A 25,287-nucleotide genomic window follows, 5' to 3' on the forward strand; every position below is an offset into this window, starting at 1 on the left:
AGATTGTACTCTGAAAACTACATACATATTAATCAAATTACCAAATATTTTTTTGGTCAAGTCCTCGACCTATTAGTATCGGTAAGCTACATACATTACTGCACTTCCACCTCCGACCTATCAACCACGTAGTCTTCATGGGGTCTTACTTCCGAGGAATGGGAAATCTTATCTTGAGGCTGGCTTCGCGCTTAGATGCTTTCAGCGCTTATCCGTTCCGTACATAGCTACCCAGCCATGCCTCTGGCGAGACAACTGGTACACCAGCGGTACGTCCACCCCGGTCCTCTCGTACTAAGGGCAGATCCTCTCAAATTTCCTACGCCTGCGACGGATAGGGACCGAACTGTCTCACGACGTTCTGAACCCAGCTCGCGTACCACTTTAATGGGCGAACAGCCCAACCCTTGGGACCTACTACAGCCCCAGGATGTGATGAGCCGACATCGAGGTGCCAAACCTCCCCGTCGATGTGGACTCTTGGGGGAGATAAGCCTGTTATCCCCAGGGTAGCTTTTATCCGTTGAGCGATGGCCCTTCCACTCAGAACCACCGGATCACTAAGTCCGACTTTCGTCCTTGCTCGACCTGTATGTCTTGCAATCAAGCTCTCTTATGCCTTTACACTCTGTGCACGATTTCCGACCGTGCTGAGAGAACCTTTGAGCGCCTCCGTTACCTTTTGGGAGGCGACCGCCCCAGTCAAACTGCCCGCCTGACAGTGTCCCAAGACCTGATTCAAGGCCTCTGGTTAGAGTCCCAGTACTACAGGGGTGGTATCCCAACGGTGGCTCATCCAAAACTGGCGTCCTGGAATCAAAGCCTCCCACCTATGCTGTACATGTAGTACCAAGACCCAATGCCAAGCTACAGTAAAGCTCCATGGGGTCTTTCCGTCCTGTCGCAGGTATCCGGCATCTTCACCGGAATTACAATTTCACCGAGTCTGTTGTTGAGACAGTGCCCAAATCGTTACGCCTTTCGTGCGGGTCGGAACTTACCCGACAAGGAATTTCGCTACCTTAGGACCGTTATAGTTACGGCCGCCGTTTACTGGGGCTTAAGTTCACTGCTTCGATTGCTCTAACAGATCCCCTTAACCTTCCAGCACCGGGCAGGCGTCAGCTCCTATACATCGTCTTGCGACTTAGCAGAAACCTATGTTTTTGGTAAACAGTCGCTTGGGCCTATTCTCTGCGGCCATCTTTCGATGGCACCCCTTATCCCTAAGTTACGGGGTCATTTTGCCGAGTTCCTTAACAACAGTTCTCTCGCTGGCCTTAGGATACTCTCCTCACCCACCTGTGTCGGTTTGCGGTACGGGCGCCTTTAAACTCGATAGAGACTTTTCTCGACAGTGTGAATGCAGATGCTTCGCTACTAAATTTCGCTCCCCGTCACACCCCAGCATTGTATCCGTGGATTTGCCTCCGGATACTGCCTCAGTGCTTGGACGTGCATAACCAACAGCACGCTCATCCTGTCCTACTGTGTCATCCCATTTCTCAAACGCTTATTGGCGGTACAGGAATTTCAACCTGTTGTCCATCACCTACGCCTTTCGGCCTCGGCTTAGGTCCCGACTAACCCAGGGAGGACGAACCTTCCCCTGGAAACCTTGGGTTTACGGCCTGTGGGATTCTCACCCACATCTCGCTACTCATGCCAACATTCTCACTTCTTTACAGTCCACATGTCCTTACGGTCATGCTTCTGCCCAGTAAAGAAAGCTCCCCTACCCATCATAAATGATGCCGTGACTTCGGTAGTAGGTTTTAGCCCCGGAAATCTTCGGCGCAGGATCACTCGACCAGTGAGCTATTACGCACTCTTTGAATGAGTGGCTGCTTCTAAGCCAACATCCTGGTTGTCTGTGCAATCCCACATCCTTTACCACTTAACCTACATTTGGGGACCTTAGCCGACGGTCTGGGCTGTTGCCCTCTCGACCGTGAATCTTATCACCCACGGTCTGACTCCCAGATAAAAGATGACGGCATTCGGAGTTTGATAGTCTTCGGTAGGTGCAATACCCCCTAGGACATTCAGTGCTCTACCTCCGTATCTCTGAATCTGAGGCTAGCCCTAAAGCTATTTCGGGGAGAACCAGCTATCTCCGGGTTCGATTGGAATTTCACCGCTATCCACAAGTCATCCCCGAGCTTTTCAACGCTCGTGGGTTCGGTCCTCCACGAAATTTTACTTTCGCTTCAACCTGCTCATGGATAGGTCACCCGGTTTCGGGTCTACGTCATGCAACTAAACGCTCAGTTAAAACTCGCTTTCGCTGCGGCTGCATACATGAAGTACTTAACCTTGCTGCATAACGTAACTCGTTGGCCCGTTCTACAAAAAGTACGCGGTCACACAAGAAATGTGCTTCCACAGTTTGTAAGTACAGGGTTTCAGGTTCTATTTCACTCCCCTCCCGGGGTTCTTTTCACCTTTCCCTCACGGTACTATGCGCTATCGGTCACCGGGTAGTATTTAGCCTTGGAGGGTGGTCCCTCCTGCTTCCCACGGGGTTTCACGTGTCCCGTGGTACTCTGGATCATATCGGAAGTCTTCTCACTTCGACTACAGGGCTGTTACCTTCTGTGGCGGAGCTTTCCAAAACTCTTCGTCTGTAATAACCTCTTCCTGATGATATGTCCGCAACCCCTAAGAAGCGAACTTCTTAGGTTTGGGCTGTTCCGCGTTCGCTCGCCGCTACTAGCGGAATCGAATTTCTTTCTCTTCCTTCGGGTACTTAGATGTTTCAGTTCCCCGAGTTCCCCTCAACGAGCTATGTATTCACTCGAAGATACCATGACATTACTCATGGTGAGTTTCCTCATTCGGAAATCTATGGATCAAAGTTTACGTGCAACTCCCCATAGCTTATCGCAGCTTATCACGTCCTTCATCGGCTCCCGGTGCCAAGGCATCCGCCCTGCACCCTTAATAACTTGACCAGTTACAGTTGATATTTTTTTATAAGGTTATCGTCCTTATTTATCACATTAAGGAAATAAATGATGTCATATCATAATATATATGTAGTTTTCAAAGTACAAATGGTGGAGATGAGGAGATTCGAACTCCTGACCCCTTGCTTGCAAGGCAAGTGCTCTCCCAACTGAGCTACACCCCCATATTAAGTTTGTATAAACTTTCAAAACTGAACAGCAGATAATTCTCCCTAGAAAGGAGGTGATCCAGCCGCACCTTCCGATACGGCTACCTTGTTACGACTTCACCCCAGTTATTGATTCCACCTTCGACGACTTCTTCCAAAAGGTTAGATAGTCGGCTTCGGGTGTCTCCAACTCCCATGGTGTGACGGGCGGTGTGTACAAGACCCGGGAACGCATTCACCGCAGCATTCTGATCTGCGATTACTAGTAACTCCAGCTTCATGTAGGCGAGTTTCAGCCTACAATCCGAACTGAGAATGGCTTTAAGGGATTTGCTCCACCTCACGGCTTGGCTGCCCTCTGTACCACCCATTGTAGCACGTGTGTAGCCCTAGGCATAAGGGGCATGATGATTTGACGTCATCCCCACCTTCCTCCAGGTTATCCCTGGCAGTCTCTCTAGAGTGCCCAACTAAATGATGGCAACTAAAGACAAGGGTTGCGCTCGTTGCGGGACTTAACCCAACATCTCACGACACGAGCTGACGACAACCATGCACCACCTGTCACTTCTGTCCCCGGAGGGAAAGAGGAGATTAGTCCTCGGTCAGAAGGATGTCAAGCCTAGGTAAGGTTCTTCGCGTTGCTTCGAATTAAACCACATGCTCCGCTACTTGTGCGGGTCCCCGTCAATTCCTTTGAGTTTCACACTTGCGTGCGTACTCCCCAGGCGGAGTACTTAATGCGTTAGCTGCGGCACCGAAGGGGGTAACCTCCGACACCTAGTACTCATCGTTTACAGCGTGGACTACCAGGGTATCTAATCCTGTTTGCTCCCCACGCTTTCGTGCCTCAGCGTCAGTTACAGTCCAGAAAGCCGCCTTCGCTACTGGTGTTCCTCCCAATATCTACGCATTTCACCGCTACACTGGGAATTCCGCTTTCCTCTCCTGCACTCAAGTCAGACAGTATCAGGAGCTTACTACGGTTGAGCCGTAGCCTTTAACTCCTGACTTGAAAGACCGCCTACGCACCCTTTACGCCCAGTAAATCCGGATAACGCTAGCCCCCTACGTATTACCGCGGCTGCTGGCACGTAGTTAGCCGGGGCTTCCTCCTCAAGTACCGTCATTATCTTCCTTGAGGACAGAGCTTTACGACCCGAAGGCCTTCATCGCTCACGCGGCGTTGCTGCATCAGGCTTGCGCCCATTGTGCAATATTCCCCACTGCTGCCTCCCGTAGGAGTTTGGACCGTGTCTCAGTTCCAATGTGGCCGATCACCCTCTCAGGTCGGCTACTGATCGTCGCCTTGGTGGGCCGTTACCCCGCCAACAAGCTAATCAGACGCGGGTCCATCCTGTACCGAAAAATCTTTGATATAAAAGTCATGCGACTCTTATATATTATCCCGTATTAGCATACCTTTCGGTATGTTATCCGTGTGTACAGGGTAGGTTACCCACGCGTTACTCACCCGTCCGCCGCTCTTCTCCGAAGAGAATCGCTCGACTTGCATGTGTTAGGCACGCCGCCAGCGTTCATCCTGAGCCAGGATCAAACTCTCAAAAATAAATTTTCGAAGAAAATTTATGTCGCCGATGATATTTCTCATTTCCATTCGAAATATCCATCGCTCAAATAAAATTTCTACAATGTTGAATCCGCTCAGATGTTATCTCAAAATATCTGGCATGGTTTGTATGGCGTTCGAATTATTTATTCGAACTAAATATATCTGCTGTTCAGTTTTCAAAGTTCATTTCTTATCTACAAGTAATATAATAACATTCATATTATATAATGTCAACACTTTTTTTATTATTTTTAATCATTTTGTTTTAACAATCTATTAAGGACATCATTTAACTTTAACAATGGAAGACTAATATCTGAAAGTGCAACTATTAAATATATACTATTATTTAGCTCTTCCCATTTATATGCACTTGTTACAAACCTTTTTTTATAATCAAAATTAATATCTGCAAAATCTGTAATCATTTCCTCTGCATTATCTAAATATTCTTCAAATATATCTTCATTATATTGATCAAATTTAGAATCAGAATATATATCTTCTACACCTATTCTTAATTTTAAAGCTATTACATCTTCTCTTTTAGTAGATTTCGTCAAATCAGTTTCTACAATAAAATCTGATTCATTATTAAATAAATCTATAATCTCATTACTATCTAATACTTCATCACCAAAAACTACATACATATCCTTTTACCTCAAAACAAATTTTTATTAAAAATATAGTCTTTAACTTTCGCTAAAGACTTTTACTGGTGGGGTTAACAGGGCTCGAACCTGTGACCCCCTGCTTGTAAGGCAGATGCTCTCCCAGCTGAGCTATAACCCCATAAAAATGCGCCCAGAGGGACTCGAACCCGCAACCTCCTGATTCGTAGTCAGGCACTCTATCCGGTTGAGCTATGAGCGCATATTAATATTATATTATCAAATAGTTAGTGGAGGCGACATCCAGATTCGAACTGGAGATCAAGGAGTTGCAGTCCATTGCCTTACCGCTTGGCTATGTCGCCGAGAAGTGATCTATCCGCGATTCGAACGCGGGACACCTTGATTAAAAGTCAAGTGCTCTACCGACTGAGCTAATAGACCATATTATTTTTTGGGGTGGATGATGAGATTCGAACTCACGGCCTCCAGAGCCACAATCTGGCGCTCTAACCAACTGGGCTACATCCACCACAAATGGTGGACCATCAGGGACTCGAACCCCAGACCTACCGGTTATGAGCCGGGCGCTCTAACCAACTGAGCTAATGGTCCTCATTATCTTGGTAGCGGTAACAGGAGTCGAACCTGTGACCTTTCGGGTATGAACCGAACGCTCTAGCCAACTAAGCTATACCGCCACACTATATGGTGCCCAGAGGCGGAATCGAACCACCGACACGGGGATTTTCAGTCCCCTGCTCTACCGACTGAGCTATCTGGGCATATTTTATCAAAAAATAAAAATAAAGTATGGTGCGGATGAAGGGAGTCGAACCCCCACGCCGTAGGCGCTAGATCCTAAGTCTAGTGCGTCTGCCAATTCCGCCACATCCGCATATGCTTGGCGGAGAGGGTGGGATTCGAACCCACGGTGCCGTTAAGCATCACTGGTTTTCAAGACCAGCTCCTTAAACCACTCGGACACCTCTCCATGTATAAAAAAATGGTGATCTATCCGCGATTCGAACGCGGGACACCTTGATTAAAAGTCAAGTGCTCTACCGACTGAGCTAATAGACCACAAAAAATAAAAATGGCTGGGGATATAGGATTCGAACCTATGCATGCATGAGTCAGAGTCATGTGCCTTACCGCTTGGCGAATCCCCAACATTGGTAAATATTAAGTTATGTGTTTTGGTGAGCGCAGAAGGATTCGAACCTTCGACACACGCCTTAGAAGGGCGTTGCTCTATCCAGCTGAGCTATGCACCCACAAAACTGAATTAATAAAATATGGTGCGGATGAAGGGAGTCGAACCCCCACGCCGTAGGCGCTAGATCCTAAGTCTAGTGCGTCTGCCAATTCCGCCACATCCGCGTATATTTTATTTTGGTGGAGGATGGTGGATTCGAACCACCGAAAGCGATGCTAACAGATTTACAGTCTGCCCCCTTTGGCCACTCGGGAAATCCTCCATATTTGGAGCTGGTGATAGGACTCGAACCTACAACCTGCTGATTACAAGTCAGCTGCTCTACCAATTGAGCCACACCAGCACATTGGCGGGAATAACAGGACTCGAACCTGTGACCCAATGATTAACAGTCATTTGCTCTACCAACTGAGCCATATTCCCACATTTTTAGTATTTATTTTTTTATAAAGTGGCGACTCGGATGGGGTTCGAACCCACGACCTCCAGCGTGACAGGCTGGCATTCTAACCAACTGAACTACCGAGCCACTTTATTTGGTGGGGTTAACAGGGCTCGAACCTGTGACCCCCTGCTTGTAAGGCAGATGCTCTCCCAGCTGAGCTATAACCCCATTTTGGAGCGGGTGAAGGGGATCGAACCCTCACAGCTGGCTTGGAAGGCCAGAACTCTACCATTGAGCTACACCCGCATATTTAGTTGGTGACCCGTAGGAGAATCGAACTCCTGTTACCACCGTGAAAGGGTGGTGTCTTAACCGCTTGACCAACGGGCCATATTTTATTTTGGTTGCGGAGGTAGGACTTGAACCTACGACCTTCGGGTTATGAGCCCGACGAGCTGCCAACTGCTCCACCCCGCGATATTGTATGAGTGCCGAAGACCGGAATCGAACCGGTACGGGAGGATAAGTCCCGCAGGATTTTAAGTCCTGTGCGTCTGCCAGTTCCGCCACTTCGGCTTAAATCATATTTAGTTGGAGGCGACATCCAGATTCGAACTGGAGATCAAGGAGTTGCAGTCCATTGCCTTACCGCTTGGCTATGTCGCCGAAAAGTGATCTATCCGCGATTCGAACGCGGGACACCTTGATTAAAAGTCAAGTGCTCTACCGACTGAGCTAATAGACCATATATTTTTTGGGGTGGATGATGAGATTCGAACTCACGGCCTCCAGAGCCACAATCTGGCGCTCTAACCAACTGGGCTACATCCACCACAAATGGTCGAGGTGAAGGGACTCGAACCCCCGGCCCCATGGTCCCAAACCACGTGCGCTACCAAACTGCGCTACACCTCGAAAAATATTTACTTGGTGGACCATCAGGGACTCGAACCCCAGACCTACCGGTTATGAGCCGGGCGCTCTAACCAACTGAGCTAATGGTCCTCATTATCTTGGTAGCGGTAACAGGAGTCGAACCTGTGACCTTTCGGGTATGAACCGAACGCTCTAGCCAACTAAGCTATACCGCCACACTATATGGTGCCCAGAGGCGGAATCGAACCACCGACACGGGGATTTTCAGTCCCCTGCTCTACCGACTGAGCTATCTGGGCATTTGGCGGAGAGGGTGGGATTCGAACCCACGGTGCCGTTAAGCATCACTGGTTTTCAAGACCAGCTCCTTAAACCACTCGGACACCTCTCCATATTTACAAAAGTGATTCATCTGGGACTCGAACCCAGGACTCCCTGATTAAGAGTCAGGTGCTCTACCAACTGAGCTAATGAACCAGATTAATCATCATTTTTTAATTTATTTATAACATTATATTGGCTGGGGATGCAGGACTCGAACCTACGAATGTAGCAGTCAAAGTGCTATGCCTTACCGACTTGGCGAATCCCCAACATGGTGAGCGCAGAAGGATTCGAACCTTCGACACACGCCTTAGAAGGGCGTTGCTCTATCCAGCTGAGCTATGCACCCACATCAACAATGCTTTTGGAGCGGGAAACGAGATTCGAACTCGCGACTTCGACCTTGGCAAGGTCGCGCTCTACCGCTGAACTATTCCCGCACATTATATTATATTTTTTGATATGCACTTTACATGGTGCGGATGAAGGGAGTCGAACCCCCACGCCGTAGGCGCTAGATCCTAAGTCTAGTGCGTCTGCCAATTCCGCCACATCCGCGTATATTTTATTTTGGTGGAGGATGGTGGATTCGAACCACCGAAAGCGATGCTAACAGATTTACAGTCTGCCCCCTTTGGCCACTCGGGAAATCCTCCATATTTGGAGCTGGTGATAGGACTCGAACCTACAACCTGCTGATTACAAGTCAGCTGCTCTACCAATTGAGCCACACCAGCACATTGGCGGGAATAACAGGACTCGAACCTGTGACCCAATGATTAACAGTCATTTGCTCTACCAACTGAGCCATATTCCCACATTTTTAGTATTTATTTTTTTATAAAGTGGCGACTCGGATGGGGTTCGAACCCACGACCTCCAGCGTGACAGGCTGGCATTCTAACCAACTGAACTACCGAGCCACTTTATTTGGTGGGGTTAACAGGGCTCGAACCTGTGACCCCCTGCTTGTAAGGCAGATGCTCTCCCAGCTGAGCTATAACCCCATTTTGGAGCGGGTGAAGGGGATCGAACCCTCACAGCTGGCTTGGAAGGCCAGAACTCTACCATTGAGCTACACCCGCATATTTAGTTGGTGACCCGTAGGAGAATCGAACTCCTGTTACCACCGTGAAAGGGTGGTGTCTTAACCGCTTGACCAACGGGCCATATTTTATTTTGGTTGCGGAGGTAGGACTTGAACCTACGACCTTCGGGTTATGAGCCCGACGAGCTGCCAACTGCTCCACCCCGCGATATTATTTGAGTGCCGAAGACCGGAATCGAACCGGTACGGGAGGATAAGTCCCGCAGGATTTTAAGTCCTGTGCGTCTGCCAGTTCCGCCACTTCGGCTTATTTAGTCCTCTTTTCTTGTTAAGGACAAGTATTATATTAACATATCCAATTGAATGTGTCAATATATTTTTTAAAAGTATTGTACTTTCAAAACTACATACATATTAATCAAATTACCAAATATTTACTTGGTCAAGTCCTCGACCTATTAGTATCGGTAAGCTGCATACATTACTGCACTTCCACCTCCGACCTATCAACCACGTAGTCTTCATGGGGTCTTACTTCCGAGGAATGGGAAATCTTATCTTGAGGCTGGCTTCGCGCTTAGATGCTTTCAGCGCTTATCCGTTCCGTACATAGCTACCCAGCCATGCCTCTGGCGAGACAACTGGTACACCAGCGGTACGTCCACCCCGGTCCTCTCGTACTAAGGGCAGATCCTCTCAAATTTCCTACGCCTGCGACGGATAGGGACCGAACTGTCTCACGACGTTCTGAACCCAGCTCGCGTACCACTTTAATGGGCGAACAGCCCAACCCTTGGGACCTACTACAGCCCCAGGATGTGATGAGCCGACATCGAGGTGCCAAACCTCCCCGTCGATGTGGACTCTTGGGGGAGATAAGCCTGTTATCCCCAGGGTAGCTTTTATCCGTTGAGCGATGGCCCTTCCACTCAGAACCACCGGATCACTAAGTCCGACTTTCGTCCTTGCTCGACCTGTATGTCTTGCAATCAAGCTCTCTTATGCCTTTACACTCTGTGCACGATTTCCGACCGTGCTGAGAGAACCTTTGAGCGCCTCCGTTACCTTTTGGGAGGCGACCGCCCCAGTCAAACTGCCCGCCTGACAGTGTCCCAAGACCTGATTCAAGGCCTCTGGTTAGAGTCCCAGTACTACAGGGGTGGTATCCCAACGGTGGCTCATCCAAAACTGGCGTCCTGGAATCAAAGCCTCCCACCTATGCTGTACATGTAGTACCAAGACCCAATGCCAAGCTACAGTAAAGCTCCATGGGGTCTTTCCGTCCTGTCGCAGGTATCCGGCATCTTCACCGGAATTACAATTTCACCGAGTCTGTTGTTGAGACAGTGCCCAAATCGTTACGCCTTTCGTGCGGGTCGGAACTTACCCGACAAGGAATTTCGCTACCTTAGGACCGTTATAGTTACGGCCGCCGTTTACTGGGGCTTAAGTTCACTGCTTCGATTGCTCTAACAGATCCCCTTAACCTTCCAGCACCGGGCAGGCGTCAGCTCCTATACATCGTCTTGCGACTTAGCAGAAACCTATGTTTTTGGTAAACAGTCGCTTGGGCCTATTCTCTGCGGCCATCTTTCGATGGCACCCCTTATCCCTAAGTTACGGGGTCATTTTGCCGAGTTCCTTAACAACAGTTCTCTCGCTGGCCTTAGGATACTCTCCTCACCCACCTGTGTCGGTTTGCGGTACGGGCGCCTTTAAACTCGATAGAGACTTTTCTCGACAGTGTGAATGCAGATGCTTCGCTACTAAATTTCGCTCCCCGTCACACCCCAGCATTGTATCCGTGGATTTGCCTCCGGATACTGCCTCAGTGCTTGGACGTGCATAACCAACAGCACGCTCATCCTGTCCTACTGTGTCATCCCATTTCTCAAACGCTTATTGGCGGTACAGGAATTTCAACCTGTTGTCCATCACCTACGCCTTTCGGCCTCGGCTTAGGTCCCGACTAACCCAGGGAGGACGAACCTTCCCCTGGAAACCTTGGGTTTACGGCCTGTGGGATTCTCACCCACATCTCGCTACTCATGCCAACATTCTCACTTCTTTACAGTCCACATGTCCTTACGGTCATGCTTCTGCCCAGTAAAGAAAGCTCCCCTACCCATCATAAATGATGCCGTGGCTTCGGTAGTAGGTTTTAGCCCCGGAAATCTTCGGCGCAGGATCACTCGACCAGTGAGCTATTACGCACTCTTTGAATGAGTGGCTGCTTCTAAGCCAACATCCTGGTTGTCTGTGCAATCCCACATCCTTTACCACTTAACCTACATTTGGGGACCTTAGCCGACGGTCTGGGCTGTTGCCCTCTCGACCGTGAATCTTATCACCCACGGTCTGACTCCCAGATAAAAGATGACGGCATTCGGAGTTTGATAGTCTTCGGTAGGTGCAATACCCCCTAGGACATTCAGTGCTCTACCTCCGTATCTCTGAATCTGAGGCTAGCCCTAAAGCTATTTCGGGGAGAACCAGCTATCTCCGGGTTCGATTGGAATTTCACCGCTATCCACAAGTCATCCCCGAGCTTTTCAACGCTCGTGGGTTCGGTCCTCCACGAAATTTTACTTTCGCTTCAACCTGCTCATGGATAGGTCACCCGGTTTCGGGTCTACGTCATGCAACTAAACGCTCAGTTAAAACTCGCTTTCGCTGCGGCTGCATACATGAAGTACTTAACCTTGCTGCATAACGTAACTCGTTGGCCCGTTCTACAAAAAGTACGCGGTCACACAAGAAATGTGCTTCCACAGTTTGTAAGTACAGGGTTTCAGGTTCTATTTCACTCCCCTCCCGGGGTTCTTTTCACCTTTCCCTCACGGTACTATGCGCTATCGGTCACCGGGTAGTATTTAGCCTTGGAGGGTGGTCCCTCCTGCTTCCCACGGGGTTTCACGTGTCCCGTGGTACTCTGGATCATATCGGAAGTCTTCTCACTTCGACTACAGGGCTGTTACCTTCTGTGGCGGAGCTTTCCAAAACTCTTCGTCTGTAATAACCTCTTCCTGATGATATGTCCGCAACCCCTAAGAAGCGAACTTCTTAGGTTTGGGCTGTTCCGCGTTCGCTCGCCGCTACTAGCGGAATCGAATTTCTTTCTCTTCCTTCGGGTACTTAGATGTTTCAGTTCCCCGAGTTCCCCTCAACGAGCTATGTATTCACTCGAAGATACCATGACATTACTCATGGTGAGTTTCCTCATTCGGAAATCTATGGATCAAAGTTTACGTGCAACTCCCCATAGCTTATCGCAGCTTATCACGTCCTTCATCGGCTCCCGGTGCCAAGGCATCCGCCCTGCACCCTTAATAACTTGACCAGTTACAGTTGATATTTTTTTATAAGGTTATCCTCCTTATTTATCACATTAAGGAAATAAATGATGTCATATCATAATATATATGTAGTTTTCAAAGTACAGTTTTGAAGGAATGAACCTTCAAAACCGAACAACAGATAATTCTCCCTAGAAAGGAGGTGATCCAGCCGCACCTTCCGATACGGCTACCTTGTTACGACTTCACCCCAGTTATTGATTCCACCTTCGACGACTTCTCCCAAAAGGTTAGATAGTCGGCTTCGGGTGTCTCCAACTCCCATGGTGTGACGGGCGGTGTGTACAAGACCCGGGAACGCATTCACCGCAGCATTCTGATCTGCGATTACTAGTAACTCCAGCTTCATGTAGGCGAGTTTCAGCCTACAATCCGAACTGAGAATGGCTTTAAGGGATTTGCTCCACCTCACGGCTTGGCTGCCCTCTGTACCACCCATTGTAGCACGTGTGTAGCCCTAGACATAAGGGGCATGATGATTTGACGTCATCCCCACCTTCCTCCAGGTTATCCCTGGCAGTCTCTCTAGAGTGCCCAACTAAATGATGGCAACTAAAGACAAGGGTTGCGCTCGTTGCGGGACTTAACCCAACATCTCACGACACGAGCTGACGACAACCATGCACCACCTGTCACTTCTGTCCCCGGAGGGAAAGAGGAGATTAGTCCTCGGTCAGAAGGATGTCAAGCCTAGGTAAGGTTCTTCGCGTTGCTTCGAATTAAACCACATGCTCCGCTACTTGTGCGGGTCCCCGTCAATTCCTTTGAGTTTCACACTTGCGTGCGTACTCCCCAGGCGGAGTACTTAATGCGTTAGCTGCGGCACCGAAGGGGGTAACCTCCGACACCTAGTACTCATCGTTTACAGCGTGGACTACCAGGGTATCTAATCCTGTTTGCTCCCCACGCTTTCGTGCCTCAGCGTCAGTTACAGTCCAGAAAGCCGCCTTCGCTACTGGTGTTCCTCCCAATATCTACGCATTTCACCGCTACACTGGGAATTCCGCTTTCCTCTCCTGCACTCAAGTCAGACAGTATCAGGAGCTTACTACGGTTGAGCCGTAGCCTTTAACTCCTGACTTGAAAGACCGCCTACGCACCCTTTACGCCCAGTAAATCCGGATAACGCTAGCCCCCTACGTATTACCGCGGCTGCTGGCACGTAGTTAGCCGGGGCTTCCTCCTCAAGTACCGTCATTATCTTCCTTGAGGACAGAGCTTTACGACCCGAAGGCCTTCATCGCTCACGCGGCGTTGCTGCATCAGGCTTGCGCCCATTGTGCAATATTCCCCACTGCTGCCTCCCGTAGGAGTTTGGACCGTATCTCAGTTCCAATGTGGCCGATCACCCTCTCAGGTCGGCTACTGATCGTCGCCTTGGTGGGCCGTTACCCCGCCAACAAGCTAATCAGACGCGGGTCCATCCTGTACCGAAAAATCTTTGATATAAAAGTCATGCAACTCTTATATATTATCCCGTATTAGCATACCTTTCGGTATGTTATCCGTGTGTACAGGGCAGGTTACCCACGCGTTACTCACCCGTCCGCCGCTCTTCTCCGAAGAGAATCGCTCGACTTGCATGTGTTAGGCACGCCGCCAGCGTTCATCCTGAGCCAGGATCAAACTCTCAAAATAAAATTTCTTCGAAATTTTATATCGCCAACGAATTTTTCGCTAATGCTCAAAATTCCGTTGCTCAAAATAAAATTAGTTTGTTAAATCCGCTCAGATGTTATCTCAAAATATCTGGCATGGTTTGTATGGCGTTCGAATTGTTTATTCGAACTAAATATATCTGCTGTTCAGTTTTCAAAGTTCATTTCTGTTTTGTTTCACTGCCCTCTCTCAAGGACAAGTATTATATTATCATCTTTTGTTTTTATGGTCAACACTTTTTTTCATTTTTTTTAATTTATTTTTCTCCAACTTAAAAACAATCTTTTTTCCAATATGATATTTCCTTCATATTACTTGTAATTTTTCGATTAATGTATTAGATTAATATTGAAATTAATAAATAAAAATATTTTTAAACGAAAAAATATTAGTTTTTTTATCAGCAAATACTTTTATAAAATTAATCTATTTGTTGAAATTAGGAGGATTTTATGAAAAAAGTACTTATTATGTCAGCTTCTACAGGTGGTGGACATAACCGCGCTGCTAAAGCAATTCAAGAGGAACTTGAGTTAAAAAATATAAATGGCGAACCAATAGAATGTAAAATAATAGACAGCTTAAAGTTAATAAATAGCTTTACAGATAAACTAATTTCTAGAGGATATGAAAAATCTGCTATGTATACTCCAGAAGCTTACGGAAGTATATATAGACTTTCAGATTCTGAACTTGTTTCAAAAAATGAATACAAAGATAATCCTTTAACATCTTTATTAGCTAGAAAATTAAAAACTTTAATAAAAAATGAAGAACCTAATTTAATTATAGGAACACATCCATTTCCTATGATTGCTTTATGTAAATTGAAAAAAATGGCAAATGATAAAAAAATAGCGGAAAACTCAATTAATGAACCTGAAGAACTTTCTAGTTATTTCCACTGGTCAGAGGAACCCATTGAAATACCACCATTAATTTCAATACTTACAGACTATACTGTTCATTCTACACATATTCAGAACGAAATAGACTATTATATAGTTGGACACGAATATGTAAAAGAATTATTAGTATCTGAAGGTGAAGCTCCTGAAAAAATAAAACCTTATGGTATACCAGTAGAAAAATCTTTCTTACTCCATAGAGATAAAGATACTATTCTAAAAGAACTAAACTTAGATCCCGAAAAGAAAACTATTGTTTTAATGGGAGGTAGTTTCGGAGCGGGAAATATAAAAGAAACATTGGACGAGCTTCTAGAAATAAATAGAGACTTCCAAATTTTAGTTATAACTGGAAGAAATAAAGTATTAAAAGAAAAAATAGACAAAAGACTCGCAATAGCAGACCATAATAAAAATGTTCAGGTTCTAGGATTTACTGATAAAATGAACGACATATTATACGCTGCAGATTTAATAGTAACAAAACCTGGTGGATTAACTACTACTGAAACAATGCTAAAAGGAATACCTATGATAGTGCCTTATTACATACCTGGACAAGAAGAAGAAAATCTAGATTTCCTTTCTAACTGTGGCGCTGTAATAAGAGTAACTAAAAAATATACATTGCCTGTATTATTAAAAGTGTTACTAGATTATCCTGAAAGAGTAGAATTACTAAAGAAAAATATTGAATCTATAAAAAAAGTAAATTCAGCTCTAAACATAGCTAATCTATCTCAGGAAATAATGGAAAATGAAGAAGCAATAAAAGAACAAAATAACTAATAAAAGGGACTGAAATCTTAATAGATAACAGTCCCTTTCTTAATATCTTAAATAATATCTAAATCTTAAATAATATCTAAATCTAAAAAATTATTTATTCTCAGGTTCATAATAATCCTCTTCATAATCATATTGATAATTCTTAGCATTATTTCTAAAAGAACCTTCGACATTTTTATACTTCTTCTTAGAAGATGCTTTCTGCTTTGGTTTATTCACTCTCTTTTTAGTGATAATATCCATAGCTAAGCCTTCATCAAAATCGTATTCTTTTCCGATATTCATTATATCTCTCTTCTTCCTTCAAGCGCCTTCGAAATTGTAACCTCATCTGCATACTCTAAATCTCCACCTACTGGTAGCCCATGTGCAATTCTAGTAACTTTAATTCCCATTGGCTTAACGAGTCTAGCAATATACATAGCTGTAGCCTCACCCTCAACAGTTGGATTTGTAGCCATGATTATCTCCTTAACATCCTGATTAGAAAGTCTAACCAAAAGTTCTTTTATCTTAATCATATCTGGCCCTACTCCATCCATAGGCGAAATAACCCCATGAAGAACATGATAAAGACCATTGTAATCCTTAGTTCTCTCCATAGCTGCTACATCTCTTGGGTCTTCAACAACACAAATAACACTTTTATCTCTATTTTTATTTGAGCACATACTACATGGATCTGTATCAGTTATATTACAACAAATCGAGCAGTATCTAATCTCTCTCTTTGCATCGACAATAGCCTTTGCCAATGCTTCAACATCATTATTGTTCATATTAACAACATGAAAAGCTAATCTCTGAGCTGTCTTTCTTCCAACTCCAGGTAATTTTGAAAATTCTTCTATTAATCTAGTAATCGGTTCTGTATATACCTGCATCATATCACCTAGAATAATCCTGGTATATTCATTCCACCTGTAAGTTTGTTCATCTGATTAGCCTGAAGATCGTCTATATTTCTAAGAGCTTCATTAACAGCACTTAAAACTAAATCTTCTAACATTTCCACATCATCTGGGTCTACAACTTCTTCTTTTATACTTATAGAAACCACTTCTTTTTTACCGTTTACTTTAACAGTAACAGCTCCTCCACCTACTGATGCTTCTACTTCTTTTTCTTCTAACTCTTTCTGAGCTTTTGCCATATCTTCCTGCATTTTCTGAGCCTGTTTTAACATTTTATTCATGTTCATTCCGCCCATACCAGGCATTCCACCTGGGAATCCTTTTTTAGCCATTCCAAATTCCTCCTAATTAAAATTTATTTATTCTATTTATTATATTCTTTGTAAGCTGAATCTATCAGCAGTACTAATTCAATCATAATTTATTTTATTACTTATTTATATTTTAAGCAATAATAATAAATTTTATTCATCATCCATGCTATCTCTTACCTCTATAAGCTCTGGATCTACAACCTGCTTTAATAACTCTTCACCCTTGTCAGCCTCTTTATCAATATCCATATTAATCATATCAGCCTCAGATTCTAAAATTACTTTAACAGAAAAATTCTTATGTACAATATCTCTAACAACACTTTCTATATACTCTGAATTTCCATGGTCGCTAAGACTTTTTTTAGCAAATGCAAATTTTTCGCCAAAAATTATATAAAGCACACCATTATGCTCTTTAAGATTTTTCTTTTCAAGAAGCATTGCTCTAACAGGCATCTTTCTATCTTGTTTCATCTTATCAAGAATCTTATCCCACAGCCGCTCGATTTTTTTAAGGTCGTCGCTCTTCATCTCTTCGTATTTCTTTGATTTCTTATTGCCAGACTTATTCTGAGATACTTTAGTTTTTTTAGGCTTAGAATCCTCTTCTAACTTATCATCAGCTTCATCTGTACCCTCATCTATTGAATCAGCACGTCTTGATGAAACAGTTATCTTGCCACTTTCTATAACCTTTTCTAAATATTTTACCCTTTCTTCGAGTGCCTCCTTACTTGTATCATAAGTAGGCTTAATTGTTTTTATAATTCCAACCTCAAAGATTGTTCTTTTATCTGTTGCATATTTTAAATTGTTCTGAATCTCAGATAAAATATTTATAATTCTTATAATATTATCTATATCTGTATTTGATATACTTTTCTTCATTCTTTCAAATTCATCATCAGATACAGATATCATTTCTTTAGCACTATCTCTAGCTGCAAGACATATCATCAAACTTCTCATATGCTCAAGCAGTTCAGAAGATAAAATCTCTATATCTTTACCACTGGAAATAAACGAATCTATTTTTTTTAGTGCAGCTGCTACATTATGAGTTATAATATCATCAGCCAACCCAAATATTTCATCTATATTTACAATACCCAAAATCTCAACTACATCATCATATTTTAAATGTGTATCTCCAAACAAAATACATCTATCCAAAATACTAAGTGCATCTCTAAGTGCACCTTGAGAGTTTCTAGCTATTACAGAAAGTGCATCTTCTTCAGCCTCTACCCCTTCTTTAGAACAGATATATCTCATTCTATCTTTCATTTCTTCAACAGTAATTCTTTTAAAATCAAATCTCTGACATCTTGAAAGAACTGTAGGTATCATCTTATTTGGCTCTGTTGTAGCAAAAATAAACACTACGTATTCTGGTGGTTCTTCAATAGTCTTTAGAAGTGCATTACTCGCACCCTTAGAAAGCATGTGAGCCTCATCTATAATATATACCTTATATTTTGAATTAGCTGGAGTATATTTTACACTCTCCCTAATTTCTCTAACATCATCTACACTATTATTTGATGCCGCATCTATTTCAAAAATATCTACTGTACTATCATTCAATATAGCTTTACAAGATTCACACTCATTACAAGGTTCTCCATTTTGAGGGTTTAAACAGTTTACAGCTCTAGCAAAAATCTTAGCAGCTGTAGTTTTACCTGTTCCTCTAGTTCCACTGAACATATACGCATGTGCTATATTTCCTGACATAATTTCATTTTTCAAAGTTCTTATAATATGTTCTTGTCCTACAACATCAGAAAACTTTTGAGGTCTATATTCTCTGTACAATGCCTTGTGCATATACTACACCCCTTTACAATAATTTATTGATAATCTTATATTTTATAAACTGTATTTTTTACTATTTTGATTTTATAATTTATAAAAATAAGAATAAAAAAAAATCCCTTCATTAATATAATGTGGGATTTGCTATTAAAAAAATAAGCTGTACACCATCTATCGTCTTCTCCTCAAAGCCGTTGCCCTACTACTCAGCTCAGCCAAGGCATCCCTGGGTCACACAGAAGGGATCGCTTACCGCTGCTTCCTTCCAGATCTGACGGGATTCACGAGCTTCCATTGCCCAGGACCTGAGCGTCAACACCAAATAAATAGAGACTGCACTTCAATTACAAATCCTCCAGATGGAGTTCAACCCTGCTACAGCGGATTGCAGGTTACAGGGTGCCGCTACCTCCCCATCTAGTACAGCAAAATTATAACCGTATTTAATTTTCAAACAACACTTTTTATTAAAATGTCATTGTGAATTACTATACTATAATATCACAAAGATATACTTTCATCAAGAAAAATAAAAAAACTTGTTTCTTTGAAAAATTTTAAAATTTATTTTTTAAGTATATGCCTATAAATTTATTATTTCTTATGATAACGTTACTTTACTTGTTCATATTGTTATTAAATAATTATGGTGCTAAAATATTATTTGGATAGTATCTATATTATAGAACTGTACCTATTTTTAAGCATTAAAAACTTATTTCTGAAAATCGGGGTTAGGATCACACTAGTTTTGGAGGTGATACCATTATGTCCATAGGATTTATCGGACCTGGAAAAGTAGGCGTTTCGCTTGCTAGATATTTTAAAACTAAAAATATAATTATCTCTGGTTTTTACGGTCGTAATCCAGAATCATTAGAAGAAGCTGCTAGTCTAACAGACTCAAAATCTTTTTCGGACTTAGAAGGTTTAATCAATAAAAGTAATATTATAATAATTACCACTCCCGACGACATAATTTCAGAAATAAGCAATCAAATTTCAAAATACAATCTGACTGGAAAATCAGTTTGCCATACAAGTGGCTCTATTCCATCAGATGTTCTTTCTAGTGCAGAAAATTCAGGTGCATCAATCTATTCTATACATCCAATGTTTGCATTTTCTAATAAATTCACAAACTTAGAACAACTAAATAGCGTGTATTTCTCAGTAGAAGGTAAAAATGTATCTAAAGACTCTGATGTTATAAAACTTATGGATTCTTTAGGCAATAAATACTTCACTAGAGGCTCAGATTCATCTGCTAAATACCATTTAGCTAGTGTAGTAGTTTCTAATCTAGCTTTATCTCTATTTAATATAGGAACTGGATATTTAACAGATTTAGGACTTTCTGAAGATGAAGCCTTTGAAGCACTATATCCTCTTATTACAGGAAATATACAAAATATAAAAGAAAAAGGATATAGACTTTCTTTAACAGGACCTGTTTCTAGAGGTGATGTATCTCCTGTAGAAAAACATCTATCTGTATTAAAGGATAGCGATATAGAAATATATAAAAATCTTTCTATGAATTTATTAAAACTTAAAGCTGAAAGGGAATTTGGTGAAAACAAAGATTCTCTCGAAAAGCTTGTAGAATCATCAGAAAAATACCGCAAACTTTTAAACTTACTCGGAGGTAAAGAATAATGAAAAACACTGTATTATCATTCAAAAAAGCAAAAGAAGAAGGTAAAAAATTAAGTATGTTAACTGCATACGACTATTCAATGGCTAAAATAATAGATAGCTGTGGAATAAACGGAATACTAGTTGGGGATTCTCTTGGAATGGTTATAAAAGGAGACGAAGATACTCTTGGAGTTACTGTTGAAGACATAATCTACCACACTAGAGCAGTTAAAAAAGGTGCTAAAAATGCATTAATAGTTGGAGATATGCCATTTCTTTCTTACCATGTATCTATAGAAGATGCTGTAAGAAACGCAGGAAGAATAGTTAAAGAAGGCGGCGCACACGCAGTTAAACTTGAAGGTGGTGCAACAGTAGCTAAACAGGTTAAAGCAATAGTAGATGCTCAGATACCAGTTATGGGACATTTAGGACTTACTCCTCAGTCTGTAAACGCATTTGGTGGATTTAAAGTTCAGGGAAAAACTGAAGAAGCAGCTAGAAAATTAATAGAAGATGCTAAACTTCTTGAAGAAGCTGGAGCTTTCTCAATAGTACTTGAAGGTGTTCCTGCTGCAATAGCAAAATTAATAACTGAAGCTGTTTCAATACCTACTATAGGAATCGGTGCTGGTGTTGATTGTGACGGACAGATACTTGTTTATCAGGATATGCTTGGAATGTTTGATGACTTCGTTCCAAAATTCGTTAAACAGTATGCAAATACTGGTAAGGTAATGAGAGATGCTATATGTGAATATATAGAAGAAGTTGAAAACTGCTCATTCCCAGAACAGAAACATACTTTTAAAATAGATGAAGAAGAACTTAAAAAACTTTATTAATTAGATATAAATTAAATTGATTGAGTTATATATTATTAAGCATATAATTATTAGATTTAGAAATTTATTTAATTGAAATTAAAATAAGGAATAAAATTACAACTTTATAAAAATTAGATTGGAGAATTAAAATGTTAGTACATACAATAAAAGAAGTTAGAGAACAGGTTAAAGCTTGGAGAAAAGAAGGTCTTACTGTAGGATACGTACCTACTATGGGATACCTTCACGAAGGACATAGATCATTAATAGAAAAAGCTGTTTCAGAAAATGATAGAGTAGTTGTCAGCGTATTCGTAAACCCAACTCAGTTCGGACCAAATGAAGATTTTGAAGACTATCCAAGAGATATAGAAAAAGACTACGCTCTTTGTACAGATGCTGGAGCTAATTTAGTTTTCAATCCAGAACCAGAAGAAATGTACTTCCCTGATAAATGCACAACTGTAAATGTTGAAGGATTATCAAAAGGTTTATGTGGAGCTAAAAGACCAGTTCATTTCGGTGGAGTTTGCTTAGTTGTTTCTAAATTCTTAAATATAGTTACTCCTGATAGAGCATATTTCGGTGAAAAAGATGCACAGCAGTTAGCTATAATAAAAAGAATGGTTAGAGATTTAAGCATGGATGTTGAAATAGTAGGATGCCCAATAGTTAGAGAAGCTGATGGTCTTGCTAAGAGTTCAAGAAATACTTATCTTTCTGCTGAAGAAAGAGTTGCTGCTCTTGTACTTAATAGAAGCCTTACAAAAGCTAAAGCTGCTATGGAAGGTGGTTTAAGATGTGTAAGTGAAATAAGAGATCTTATAGAAAGCGAAATAAAGGAAGAACCTCTAGCTAAAGCAGATTATATAGAAATAGTTGATAGTGAAACTCTTCAGCCTGTAGAATCTGTTGAAGGAGATGTTCTTGTTGCTATAGCTGTGTTTATAGGTAAGACTAGACTTATAGATAATTTTACTTTTAGATTAGCTTAGCTTCTGAATTAATTTTAACTATTTTTATTTTTATCGTTATATATTTTTTTTATAATTATTTTAATTTTTTTAACGAGGACAATACATTGTTGAAATTTCAATGTTTTCCTCGTTTTTTATTTGTCTGTAAACTATTTCTATATTTTGTTTACATTTCCCTTTTTTATATGTTATAATGTACTAGTATTATTTTATACAACTCTTTTTTATTTCTTTTCTCAAAGCTCCGGGAATTCCACACATTTTTTCCTGGGGCTTTATTATTTTTTTGAAAAGGTAATTATTATATAGTTAATAAAAAAGAGTGCTGTAAAAAAACAACACCCTTTATATTATTATACCTGTCTTAAAGTATCTTTCTTTTTATCATATTTATATATTTTTCCATTCTCTTTATTTACAAGGTAATAACTACGGCTATTGTCATTTTCATCTACTCCCCAATATGCTTTATAATCTACAACCTTATATAATCCAAATGGATAGTAATTCTTTTCAAAATCTTTTATACGTTTACTATTCCGCATAGGAGTTATAGGATACTCTTCTCTTCCAAAAATATAATCATATTTTTTAACTTTAGTTTTTTTATGTAAAGTATCCAAGTATTTATCTGTTCCATATCTAGCATGTACTGCCAAGTTGTGTAACGTCATACTTCTCTTATCATCTGGAAAATATGCTGAACTAAAATGTCTTCCTATAAACATTCCTTTATAACTATTTTCTGTAATTAATACTGGTTGATCATACCCATAATTAGATGCCATAATAGCTATTCCTAATCTTTCATTAATTCCATCTACCGGACAAATATTTGTTTCTTTGAAGTGTTTTATTATAGCTTCATTAGTTCTAAATCTATCTTTTCCAGCTAGTCTTTTTGCATTTAAACTATTCACTAATGAATCTGATAAAACAGCTGTTCCACCTATAGCATATACTTTTTTCCCTTTTGTATTATAGTTTAATGTTTTTCCATCTTTTGAAAGAATTATCGGCATTTTTCTTAGTTTGGATTGAAATGCTATACTTACAGCATCTGCATCTCCTTTGAAGCCTCTTGCAACAGCATATTCTTTAACTTCACTAATTTTACTTATTTCATCAGCTATTTTAAAACTAGTTTCTATTCTATCCTTTCCTTCTATTCTCTTACATTCATATCCTAGAGATTCTAGTTCATTTTTATATTTATCTGATATTGCCTTTACTCCACCTATAATATATACATTTTTTAAATTTCTATTATTCTTTTTTAGAGACTTATCTAAATTTTTAGCAGATAAATTACTTTCATCTATTGGAATAAATAATCCTTCAGTTGCTCCAACTAATCCACTAGCACATAAACCATCGGATGTTAGAGAGTTTTCATTTACTAATATAACTGATTTATATTTTTTACCATATTCATTTTCAGCCTCTTGTTTTGCTAGTTCTCTTATATATTCTCTATCACCTTTTGTCAAAGCATGAATTGGCGTTGAGAAACTTGGAATAATCATCATTCCAGCTAATAAAAATGAAATTACTTTTTTCTTATTCATATCTATTACCTCCTTTTTATTTTAATTTAAATATAGCATATAAAATTTTCTTCTTCAATGTTTATAGTAATTTAGTTTGAAATTAAATATTTTATATGATAACCTTAAATTACAATATTATTACAAATAGAGGTGATTCTTGTGTTTAAAAAGTTTGTTTCAATTTCTCTTGCTGCTCTTTTGGCATTTAATCTTTCTGCTTGTGCATCAAAAAATATTTCTAAAGGTTCAAAGAAATCTTCCTCACAAAATCAGAGTTCTTCTAATGATAATTATCCTGACTGTGAGTCTATTGATTTTTCAAATGTAAGTTATAATGACTATGGTGGTTTTAATGGTATTACTTTTGATATACCAGATTTTTTAGAGTATACTTCTGATTCTTTAGATGATAACAAAGTCGAATTTTTTACTGCTAACAAGTCTTGCTATATGAGTGTAGAATATGCAGGAAAGATTTCTGATTTTAAAACTATTTATGACAAGGATTTAGCTAATTCTAAAAATGTTGGATTTAATGTATTTGAGGACTATGAATACAGAATTTCCGGAGATGATGGAAAAACTGTATACTACAAATGTTCTATTATATTTGAAGGTGTAGATGGATACTATCTTCAAAATTTATTGATGGTCTATCCTAAAAAATATGAAAAAGAATTTGATCCAATAGTTACTAGAGTTTATCATAGTTTTGTTAAATATGCAGGTCCTGATGAATTTATTGAAGAAGAAAAAAGTCAATCAAATCTTCCTAGCTTAGATGGGAAAGATAAGATTTTGTCTATTTCAGATGAAGAGCAGATGGAGTTTTTAGGAGATTATGATAAAAACAAAAATTATAATATAGACTACTGCTCTATTATAGGAAAAAATGTATATGGAACTTCTCATATTGATGGAGATTTTGGATATAATACAGTTAATATACCTGGTTGCTCTGTAAAATATCCTGATTTTCTGCAATTCTTAATGGTTCCTGATGCCAAATACGGAATTAATTTTAGAACTAATGAAAATGAAGCTGGCTTTGCTGAGTTTTCTGTTATCTCTACAGAAAATTTAGAACCAGCTGAATGTCCTAATGCGGTCGCTTTCTTTAATAAATATTGTTCAGATAATAAATATTCAAATATCATAAAAAAAGAGCTTTCAGATAATTTCCTTTATATAATAGAAGCTGGTTCTCAACCACGTTCTCATGTTTCTATGAAAATTCACTACATAGATGAAAATGAAAATGATTATGTTTCACTTTCTGTTGAACCAGATTTTTATTATAATAATGAAAAAATGTTCTTAGATATTTTTGAAAACATAAAAGCATCATTTAGACATAACGGTGGGCTTTAGGAG

11 protein-coding genes, 46 tRNA genes, 4 rRNA genes and 1 other RNA gene are annotated in these 25,287 nt (G+C 40.8%); 5 read left to right on the forward strand and 57 right to left on the reverse strand.

The annotated features are described in order from the left end of the window. Positions 1–52: 52 nt before the first annotated feature. The 51 genes from ACK2WO_RS01945 to ACK2WO_RS02195 all read right to left on the reverse strand — a co-directional run bounded on the left by ACK2WO_RS01945 (position 53) and on the right by ACK2WO_RS02195 (position 14,151). Positions 53–2,954: ribosomal RNA gene (locus ACK2WO_RS01945) — 23S ribosomal RNA — on the reverse strand. A 103-nt stretch (positions 2,955–3,057) separates the two neighbouring features. Then, a tRNA-Ala gene (locus ACK2WO_RS01950) sits at positions 3,058–3,133 on the reverse strand. A gap of 52 nt (positions 3,134–3,185) precedes the next feature. Then, positions 3,186–4,688, reverse strand: a 16S ribosomal RNA gene (locus ACK2WO_RS01955). Together the 16S and 23S rRNA genes with 1 tRNA gene alongside form the textbook arrangement of a ribosomal RNA operon. A gap of 254 nt (positions 4,689–4,942) precedes the next feature. Next, complete coding sequence (locus ACK2WO_RS01960; protein WP_006441222.1) at positions 4,943–5,344, reverse strand: hypothetical protein; 402 nt, start codon at positions 5,342–5,344, stop codon at positions 4,943–4,945. Between the two features lie 66 nt (positions 5,345–5,410). Further along, positions 5,411–5,486: transfer RNA gene (locus ACK2WO_RS01965), tRNA-Val, on the reverse strand. 7 nt (positions 5,487–5,493) lie between these two features. Then, positions 5,494–5,567 (reverse strand) — tRNA-Arg (locus ACK2WO_RS01970). Between the two features lie 29 nt (positions 5,568–5,596). Beyond that, positions 5,597–5,670 (reverse strand) — tRNA-Cys (locus ACK2WO_RS01975). Between the two features lie 6 nt (positions 5,671–5,676). Next, a tRNA-Lys gene (locus tag ACK2WO_RS01980) sits at positions 5,677–5,749 on the reverse strand. 11 nt (positions 5,750–5,760) lie between these two features. Beyond that, positions 5,761–5,837: transfer RNA gene (locus ACK2WO_RS01985), tRNA-His, on the reverse strand. Between the two features lie 6 nt (positions 5,838–5,843). Beyond that, positions 5,844–5,920 (reverse strand) — tRNA-Ile (locus ACK2WO_RS01990). Positions 5,921–5,929: 9 nt separating this feature from the next. Beyond that, a tRNA-Met gene (locus ACK2WO_RS01995) sits at positions 5,930–6,006 on the reverse strand. A gap of 8 nt (positions 6,007–6,014) precedes the next feature. Continuing rightward, positions 6,015–6,090, reverse strand: a tRNA-Phe gene (locus tag ACK2WO_RS02000). 29 nt (positions 6,091–6,119) lie between these two features. Beyond that, positions 6,120–6,203 (reverse strand) — tRNA-Leu (locus ACK2WO_RS02005). A 7-nt stretch (positions 6,204–6,210) separates the two neighbouring features. Next, positions 6,211–6,299: transfer RNA gene (locus tag ACK2WO_RS02010), tRNA-Ser, on the reverse strand. A gap of 13 nt (positions 6,300–6,312) precedes the next feature. Next, positions 6,313–6,388: transfer RNA gene (locus ACK2WO_RS02015), tRNA-Lys, on the reverse strand. A gap of 14 nt (positions 6,389–6,402) precedes the next feature. Beyond that, a tRNA-Gln gene (locus tag ACK2WO_RS02020) sits at positions 6,403–6,477 on the reverse strand. 28 nt (positions 6,478–6,505) lie between these two features. Continuing rightward, a tRNA-Arg gene (locus ACK2WO_RS02025) sits at positions 6,506–6,582 on the reverse strand. Between the two features lie 22 nt (positions 6,583–6,604). After that, positions 6,605–6,688: transfer RNA gene (locus ACK2WO_RS02030), tRNA-Leu, on the reverse strand. A 13-nt stretch (positions 6,689–6,701) separates the two neighbouring features. Then, a tRNA-Tyr gene (locus ACK2WO_RS02035) sits at positions 6,702–6,786 on the reverse strand. 5 nt (positions 6,787–6,791) lie between these two features. Then, positions 6,792–6,867: transfer RNA gene (locus ACK2WO_RS02040), tRNA-Thr, on the reverse strand. Positions 6,868–6,871: 4 nt separating this feature from the next. Further along, positions 6,872–6,947, reverse strand: a tRNA-Asn gene (locus ACK2WO_RS02045). A 29-nt stretch (positions 6,948–6,976) separates the two neighbouring features. Further along, positions 6,977–7,053 (reverse strand) — tRNA-Asp (locus tag ACK2WO_RS02050). Between the two features lie 8 nt (positions 7,054–7,061). Continuing rightward, positions 7,062–7,137 (reverse strand) — tRNA-Val (locus tag ACK2WO_RS02055). A gap of 4 nt (positions 7,138–7,141) precedes the next feature. Then, positions 7,142–7,215 (reverse strand) — tRNA-Gly (locus ACK2WO_RS02060). Positions 7,216–7,224: 9 nt separating this feature from the next. Further along, positions 7,225–7,299: transfer RNA gene (locus ACK2WO_RS02065), tRNA-Glu, on the reverse strand. A gap of 11 nt (positions 7,300–7,310) precedes the next feature. Continuing rightward, positions 7,311–7,386 (reverse strand) — tRNA-Met (locus tag ACK2WO_RS02070). Positions 7,387–7,398: 12 nt separating this feature from the next. Beyond that, positions 7,399–7,485 (reverse strand) — tRNA-Leu (locus ACK2WO_RS02075). 16 nt (positions 7,486–7,501) lie between these two features. Next, positions 7,502–7,575: transfer RNA gene (locus ACK2WO_RS02080), tRNA-Cys, on the reverse strand. 6 nt (positions 7,576–7,581) lie between these two features. Next, positions 7,582–7,654, reverse strand: a tRNA-Lys gene (locus ACK2WO_RS02085). 10 nt (positions 7,655–7,664) lie between these two features. Next, a tRNA-His gene (locus tag ACK2WO_RS02090) sits at positions 7,665–7,741 on the reverse strand. 6 nt (positions 7,742–7,747) lie between these two features. Beyond that, positions 7,748–7,824, reverse strand: a tRNA-Pro gene (locus tag ACK2WO_RS02095). Positions 7,825–7,837: 13 nt separating this feature from the next. Then, positions 7,838–7,914, reverse strand: a tRNA-Ile gene (locus ACK2WO_RS02100). 9 nt (positions 7,915–7,923) lie between these two features. Continuing rightward, a tRNA-Met gene (locus ACK2WO_RS02105) sits at positions 7,924–8,000 on the reverse strand. Positions 8,001–8,008: 8 nt separating this feature from the next. Next, a tRNA-Phe gene (locus tag ACK2WO_RS02110) sits at positions 8,009–8,084 on the reverse strand. Positions 8,085–8,087: 3 nt separating this feature from the next. Beyond that, positions 8,088–8,176, reverse strand: a tRNA-Ser gene (locus ACK2WO_RS02115). Positions 8,177–8,189: 13 nt separating this feature from the next. Next, positions 8,190–8,262 (reverse strand) — tRNA-Lys (locus ACK2WO_RS02120). A gap of 40 nt (positions 8,263–8,302) precedes the next feature. Next, positions 8,303–8,378 (reverse strand) — tRNA-Gln (locus tag ACK2WO_RS02125). Positions 8,379–8,381: 3 nt separating this feature from the next. Continuing rightward, positions 8,382–8,458 (reverse strand) — tRNA-Arg (locus ACK2WO_RS02130). A gap of 16 nt (positions 8,459–8,474) precedes the next feature. After that, positions 8,475–8,549: transfer RNA gene (locus tag ACK2WO_RS02135), tRNA-Gly, on the reverse strand. Positions 8,550–8,583: 34 nt separating this feature from the next. Then, positions 8,584–8,667: transfer RNA gene (locus ACK2WO_RS02140), tRNA-Leu, on the reverse strand. A 13-nt stretch (positions 8,668–8,680) separates the two neighbouring features. After that, a tRNA-Tyr gene (locus ACK2WO_RS02145) sits at positions 8,681–8,765 on the reverse strand. A 5-nt stretch (positions 8,766–8,770) separates the two neighbouring features. Next, positions 8,771–8,846, reverse strand: a tRNA-Thr gene (locus tag ACK2WO_RS02150). 4 nt (positions 8,847–8,850) lie between these two features. Beyond that, positions 8,851–8,926 (reverse strand) — tRNA-Asn (locus ACK2WO_RS02155). A 29-nt stretch (positions 8,927–8,955) separates the two neighbouring features. Beyond that, positions 8,956–9,032 (reverse strand) — tRNA-Asp (locus ACK2WO_RS02160). Between the two features lie 8 nt (positions 9,033–9,040). Then, a tRNA-Val gene (locus ACK2WO_RS02165) sits at positions 9,041–9,116 on the reverse strand. Between the two features lie 4 nt (positions 9,117–9,120). Then, positions 9,121–9,194 (reverse strand) — tRNA-Gly (locus ACK2WO_RS02170). 9 nt (positions 9,195–9,203) lie between these two features. After that, positions 9,204–9,278 (reverse strand) — tRNA-Glu (locus ACK2WO_RS02175). An 11-nt stretch (positions 9,279–9,289) separates the two neighbouring features. Further along, a tRNA-Met gene (locus tag ACK2WO_RS02180) sits at positions 9,290–9,365 on the reverse strand. A gap of 12 nt (positions 9,366–9,377) precedes the next feature. Next, positions 9,378–9,464, reverse strand: a tRNA-Leu gene (locus tag ACK2WO_RS02185). Between the two features lie 131 nt (positions 9,465–9,595). Next, positions 9,596–12,497, reverse strand: a 23S ribosomal RNA gene (locus tag ACK2WO_RS02190). A gap of 151 nt (positions 12,498–12,648) precedes the next feature. Beyond that, positions 12,649–14,151, reverse strand: a 16S ribosomal RNA gene (locus ACK2WO_RS02195). A gap of 473 nt (positions 14,152–14,624) precedes the next feature. Between ACK2WO_RS02195 and ACK2WO_RS02200 the strand changes: the two genes are divergently transcribed. Next, positions 14,625–15,869, forward strand: coding sequence for an MGDG synthase family glycosyltransferase (locus tag ACK2WO_RS02200; RefSeq protein WP_414698233.1), 1,245 nt, complete (start codon positions 14,625–14,627; stop codon positions 15,867–15,869). 90 nt (positions 15,870–15,959) lie between these two features. Here the strand turns inward: ACK2WO_RS02200 and ACK2WO_RS02205 are convergent, their stop codons facing one another. From ACK2WO_RS02205 to ffs, 5 genes are all read right to left on the reverse strand, one after another. After that, positions 15,960–16,154 carry a hypothetical protein gene (locus tag ACK2WO_RS02205; RefSeq protein WP_006441195.1) on the reverse strand — a complete coding sequence of 65 codons (195 nt, stop codon included), beginning with the start codon at positions 16,152–16,154 and terminating at the stop codon, positions 15,960–15,962. Beyond that, entirely contained in the window at positions 16,154–16,753 is a 600-nt protein-coding gene (gene recR / locus ACK2WO_RS02210; RefSeq protein WP_040410758.1) for a recombination mediator RecR, read from the reverse strand. The genes ACK2WO_RS02205 and recR overlap by 1 nt, the downstream gene beginning before the upstream one ends. A gap of 8 nt (positions 16,754–16,761) precedes the next feature. Continuing rightward, a complete protein-coding gene (locus ACK2WO_RS02215; protein ID WP_178411312.1) occupies positions 16,762–17,115 on the reverse strand; it encodes a YbaB/EbfC family nucleoid-associated protein in 354 nt (117 codons plus the stop codon). A gap of 132 nt (positions 17,116–17,247) precedes the next feature. Then, a complete protein-coding gene (dnaX, locus tag ACK2WO_RS02220; protein ID WP_414698234.1) occupies positions 17,248–18,930 on the reverse strand; it encodes a DNA polymerase III subunit gamma/tau in 1,683 nt (560 codons plus the stop codon). Positions 18,931–19,078: 148 nt separating this feature from the next. After that, positions 19,079–19,344, reverse strand: an RNA gene (gene ffs, locus ACK2WO_RS02225) — signal recognition particle sRNA large type. A 342-nt stretch (positions 19,345–19,686) separates the two neighbouring features. On the opposite strand from ffs, the gene ACK2WO_RS02230 reads away from it, so the two are divergent. The 3 genes from ACK2WO_RS02230 to panC all read left to right on the forward strand — a co-directional run bounded on the left by ACK2WO_RS02230 (position 19,687) and on the right by panC (position 22,381). Then, on the forward strand, positions 19,687–20,577 hold the full coding sequence (locus ACK2WO_RS02230; protein WP_414698235.1) for a Rossmann-like and DUF2520 domain-containing protein: 891 nt from the start codon (positions 19,687–19,689) through the stop codon (positions 20,575–20,577). After that, the gene (panB, locus tag ACK2WO_RS02235; RefSeq protein WP_270840258.1) at positions 20,577–21,404 is read left to right on the forward strand and encodes a 3-methyl-2-oxobutanoate hydroxymethyltransferase; all 828 of its coding nucleotides are present in this window, start codon (positions 20,577–20,579) and stop codon (positions 21,402–21,404) included. The genes ACK2WO_RS02230 and panB overlap by 1 nt, the downstream gene beginning before the upstream one ends. Positions 21,405–21,535: 131 nt before the next feature. Further along, a complete protein-coding gene (gene panC, locus ACK2WO_RS02240; protein ID WP_178411308.1) occupies positions 21,536–22,381 on the forward strand; it encodes a pantoate--beta-alanine ligase in 846 nt (281 codons plus the stop codon). Between the two features lie 335 nt (positions 22,382–22,716). Here the strand turns inward: panC and ACK2WO_RS02245 are convergent, their stop codons facing one another. Beyond that, on the reverse strand, positions 22,717–23,931 hold the full coding sequence (locus tag ACK2WO_RS02245; protein WP_178411307.1) for a cell wall-binding repeat-containing protein: 1,215 nt from the start codon (positions 23,929–23,931) through the stop codon (positions 22,717–22,719). 141 nt (positions 23,932–24,072) lie between these two features. Between ACK2WO_RS02245 and ACK2WO_RS02250 the strand changes: the two genes are divergently transcribed. Then, positions 24,073–25,284 carry a hypothetical protein gene (locus ACK2WO_RS02250; RefSeq protein WP_414698236.1) on the forward strand — a complete coding sequence of 404 codons (1,212 nt, stop codon included), beginning with the start codon at positions 24,073–24,075 and terminating at the stop codon, positions 25,282–25,284. Positions 25,285–25,287: the final 3 nt, after the last annotated feature.

Origin of the sequence: Peptacetobacter sp. AB845, from assembly GCF_047528295.1 — a bacterium.
In the GTDB taxonomy this organism is placed as follows: domain Bacteria; phylum Bacillota; class Clostridia; order Peptostreptococcales; family Peptostreptococcaceae; genus Peptacetobacter.

Excerpts from the sequence above, each read along its gene's own strand:
- ACK2WO_RS02215 (WP_178411312.1), bottom strand. The coding sequence starts at position 17,115 with ATGGCTAAAAAAGGATTCCCAGGTGGAATGCCTGGTATGGGCGGAATG.
- panC (WP_178411308.1), top strand. The coding sequence starts at position 21,536 with ATGTTAGTACATACAATAAAAGAAGTTAGAGAACAGGTTAAAGCTTGG.
- ACK2WO_RS02200 (WP_414698233.1), top strand. The coding sequence starts at position 14,625 with ATGAAAAAAGTACTTATTATGTCAGCTTCTACAGGTGGTGGACATAAC.
- ACK2WO_RS01960 (WP_006441222.1), bottom strand. The coding sequence starts at position 5,344 with ATGTATGTAGTTTTTGGTGATGAAGTATTAGATAGTAATGAGATTATA.
- panB (WP_270840258.1), top strand. The coding sequence starts at position 20,577 with ATGAAAAACACTGTATTATCATTCAAAAAAGCAAAAGAAGAAGGTAAA.
- dnaX (WP_414698234.1), bottom strand. The coding sequence starts at position 18,930 with ATGCACAAGGCATTGTACAGAGAATATAGACCTCAAAAGTTTTCTGAT.
- ACK2WO_RS02245 (WP_178411307.1), bottom strand. The coding sequence starts at position 23,931 with ATGAATAAGAAAAAAGTAATTTCATTTTTATTAGCTGGAATGATGATT.
- ACK2WO_RS02230 (WP_414698235.1), top strand. The coding sequence starts at position 19,687 with ATGTCCATAGGATTTATCGGACCTGGAAAAGTAGGCGTTTCGCTTGCT.
- ACK2WO_RS02205 (WP_006441195.1), bottom strand. The coding sequence starts at position 16,154 with ATGAATATCGGAAAAGAATACGATTTTGATGAAGGCTTAGCTATGGAT.
- recR (WP_040410758.1), bottom strand. The coding sequence starts at position 16,753 with ATGCAGGTATATACAGAACCGATTACTAGATTAATAGAAGAATTTTCA.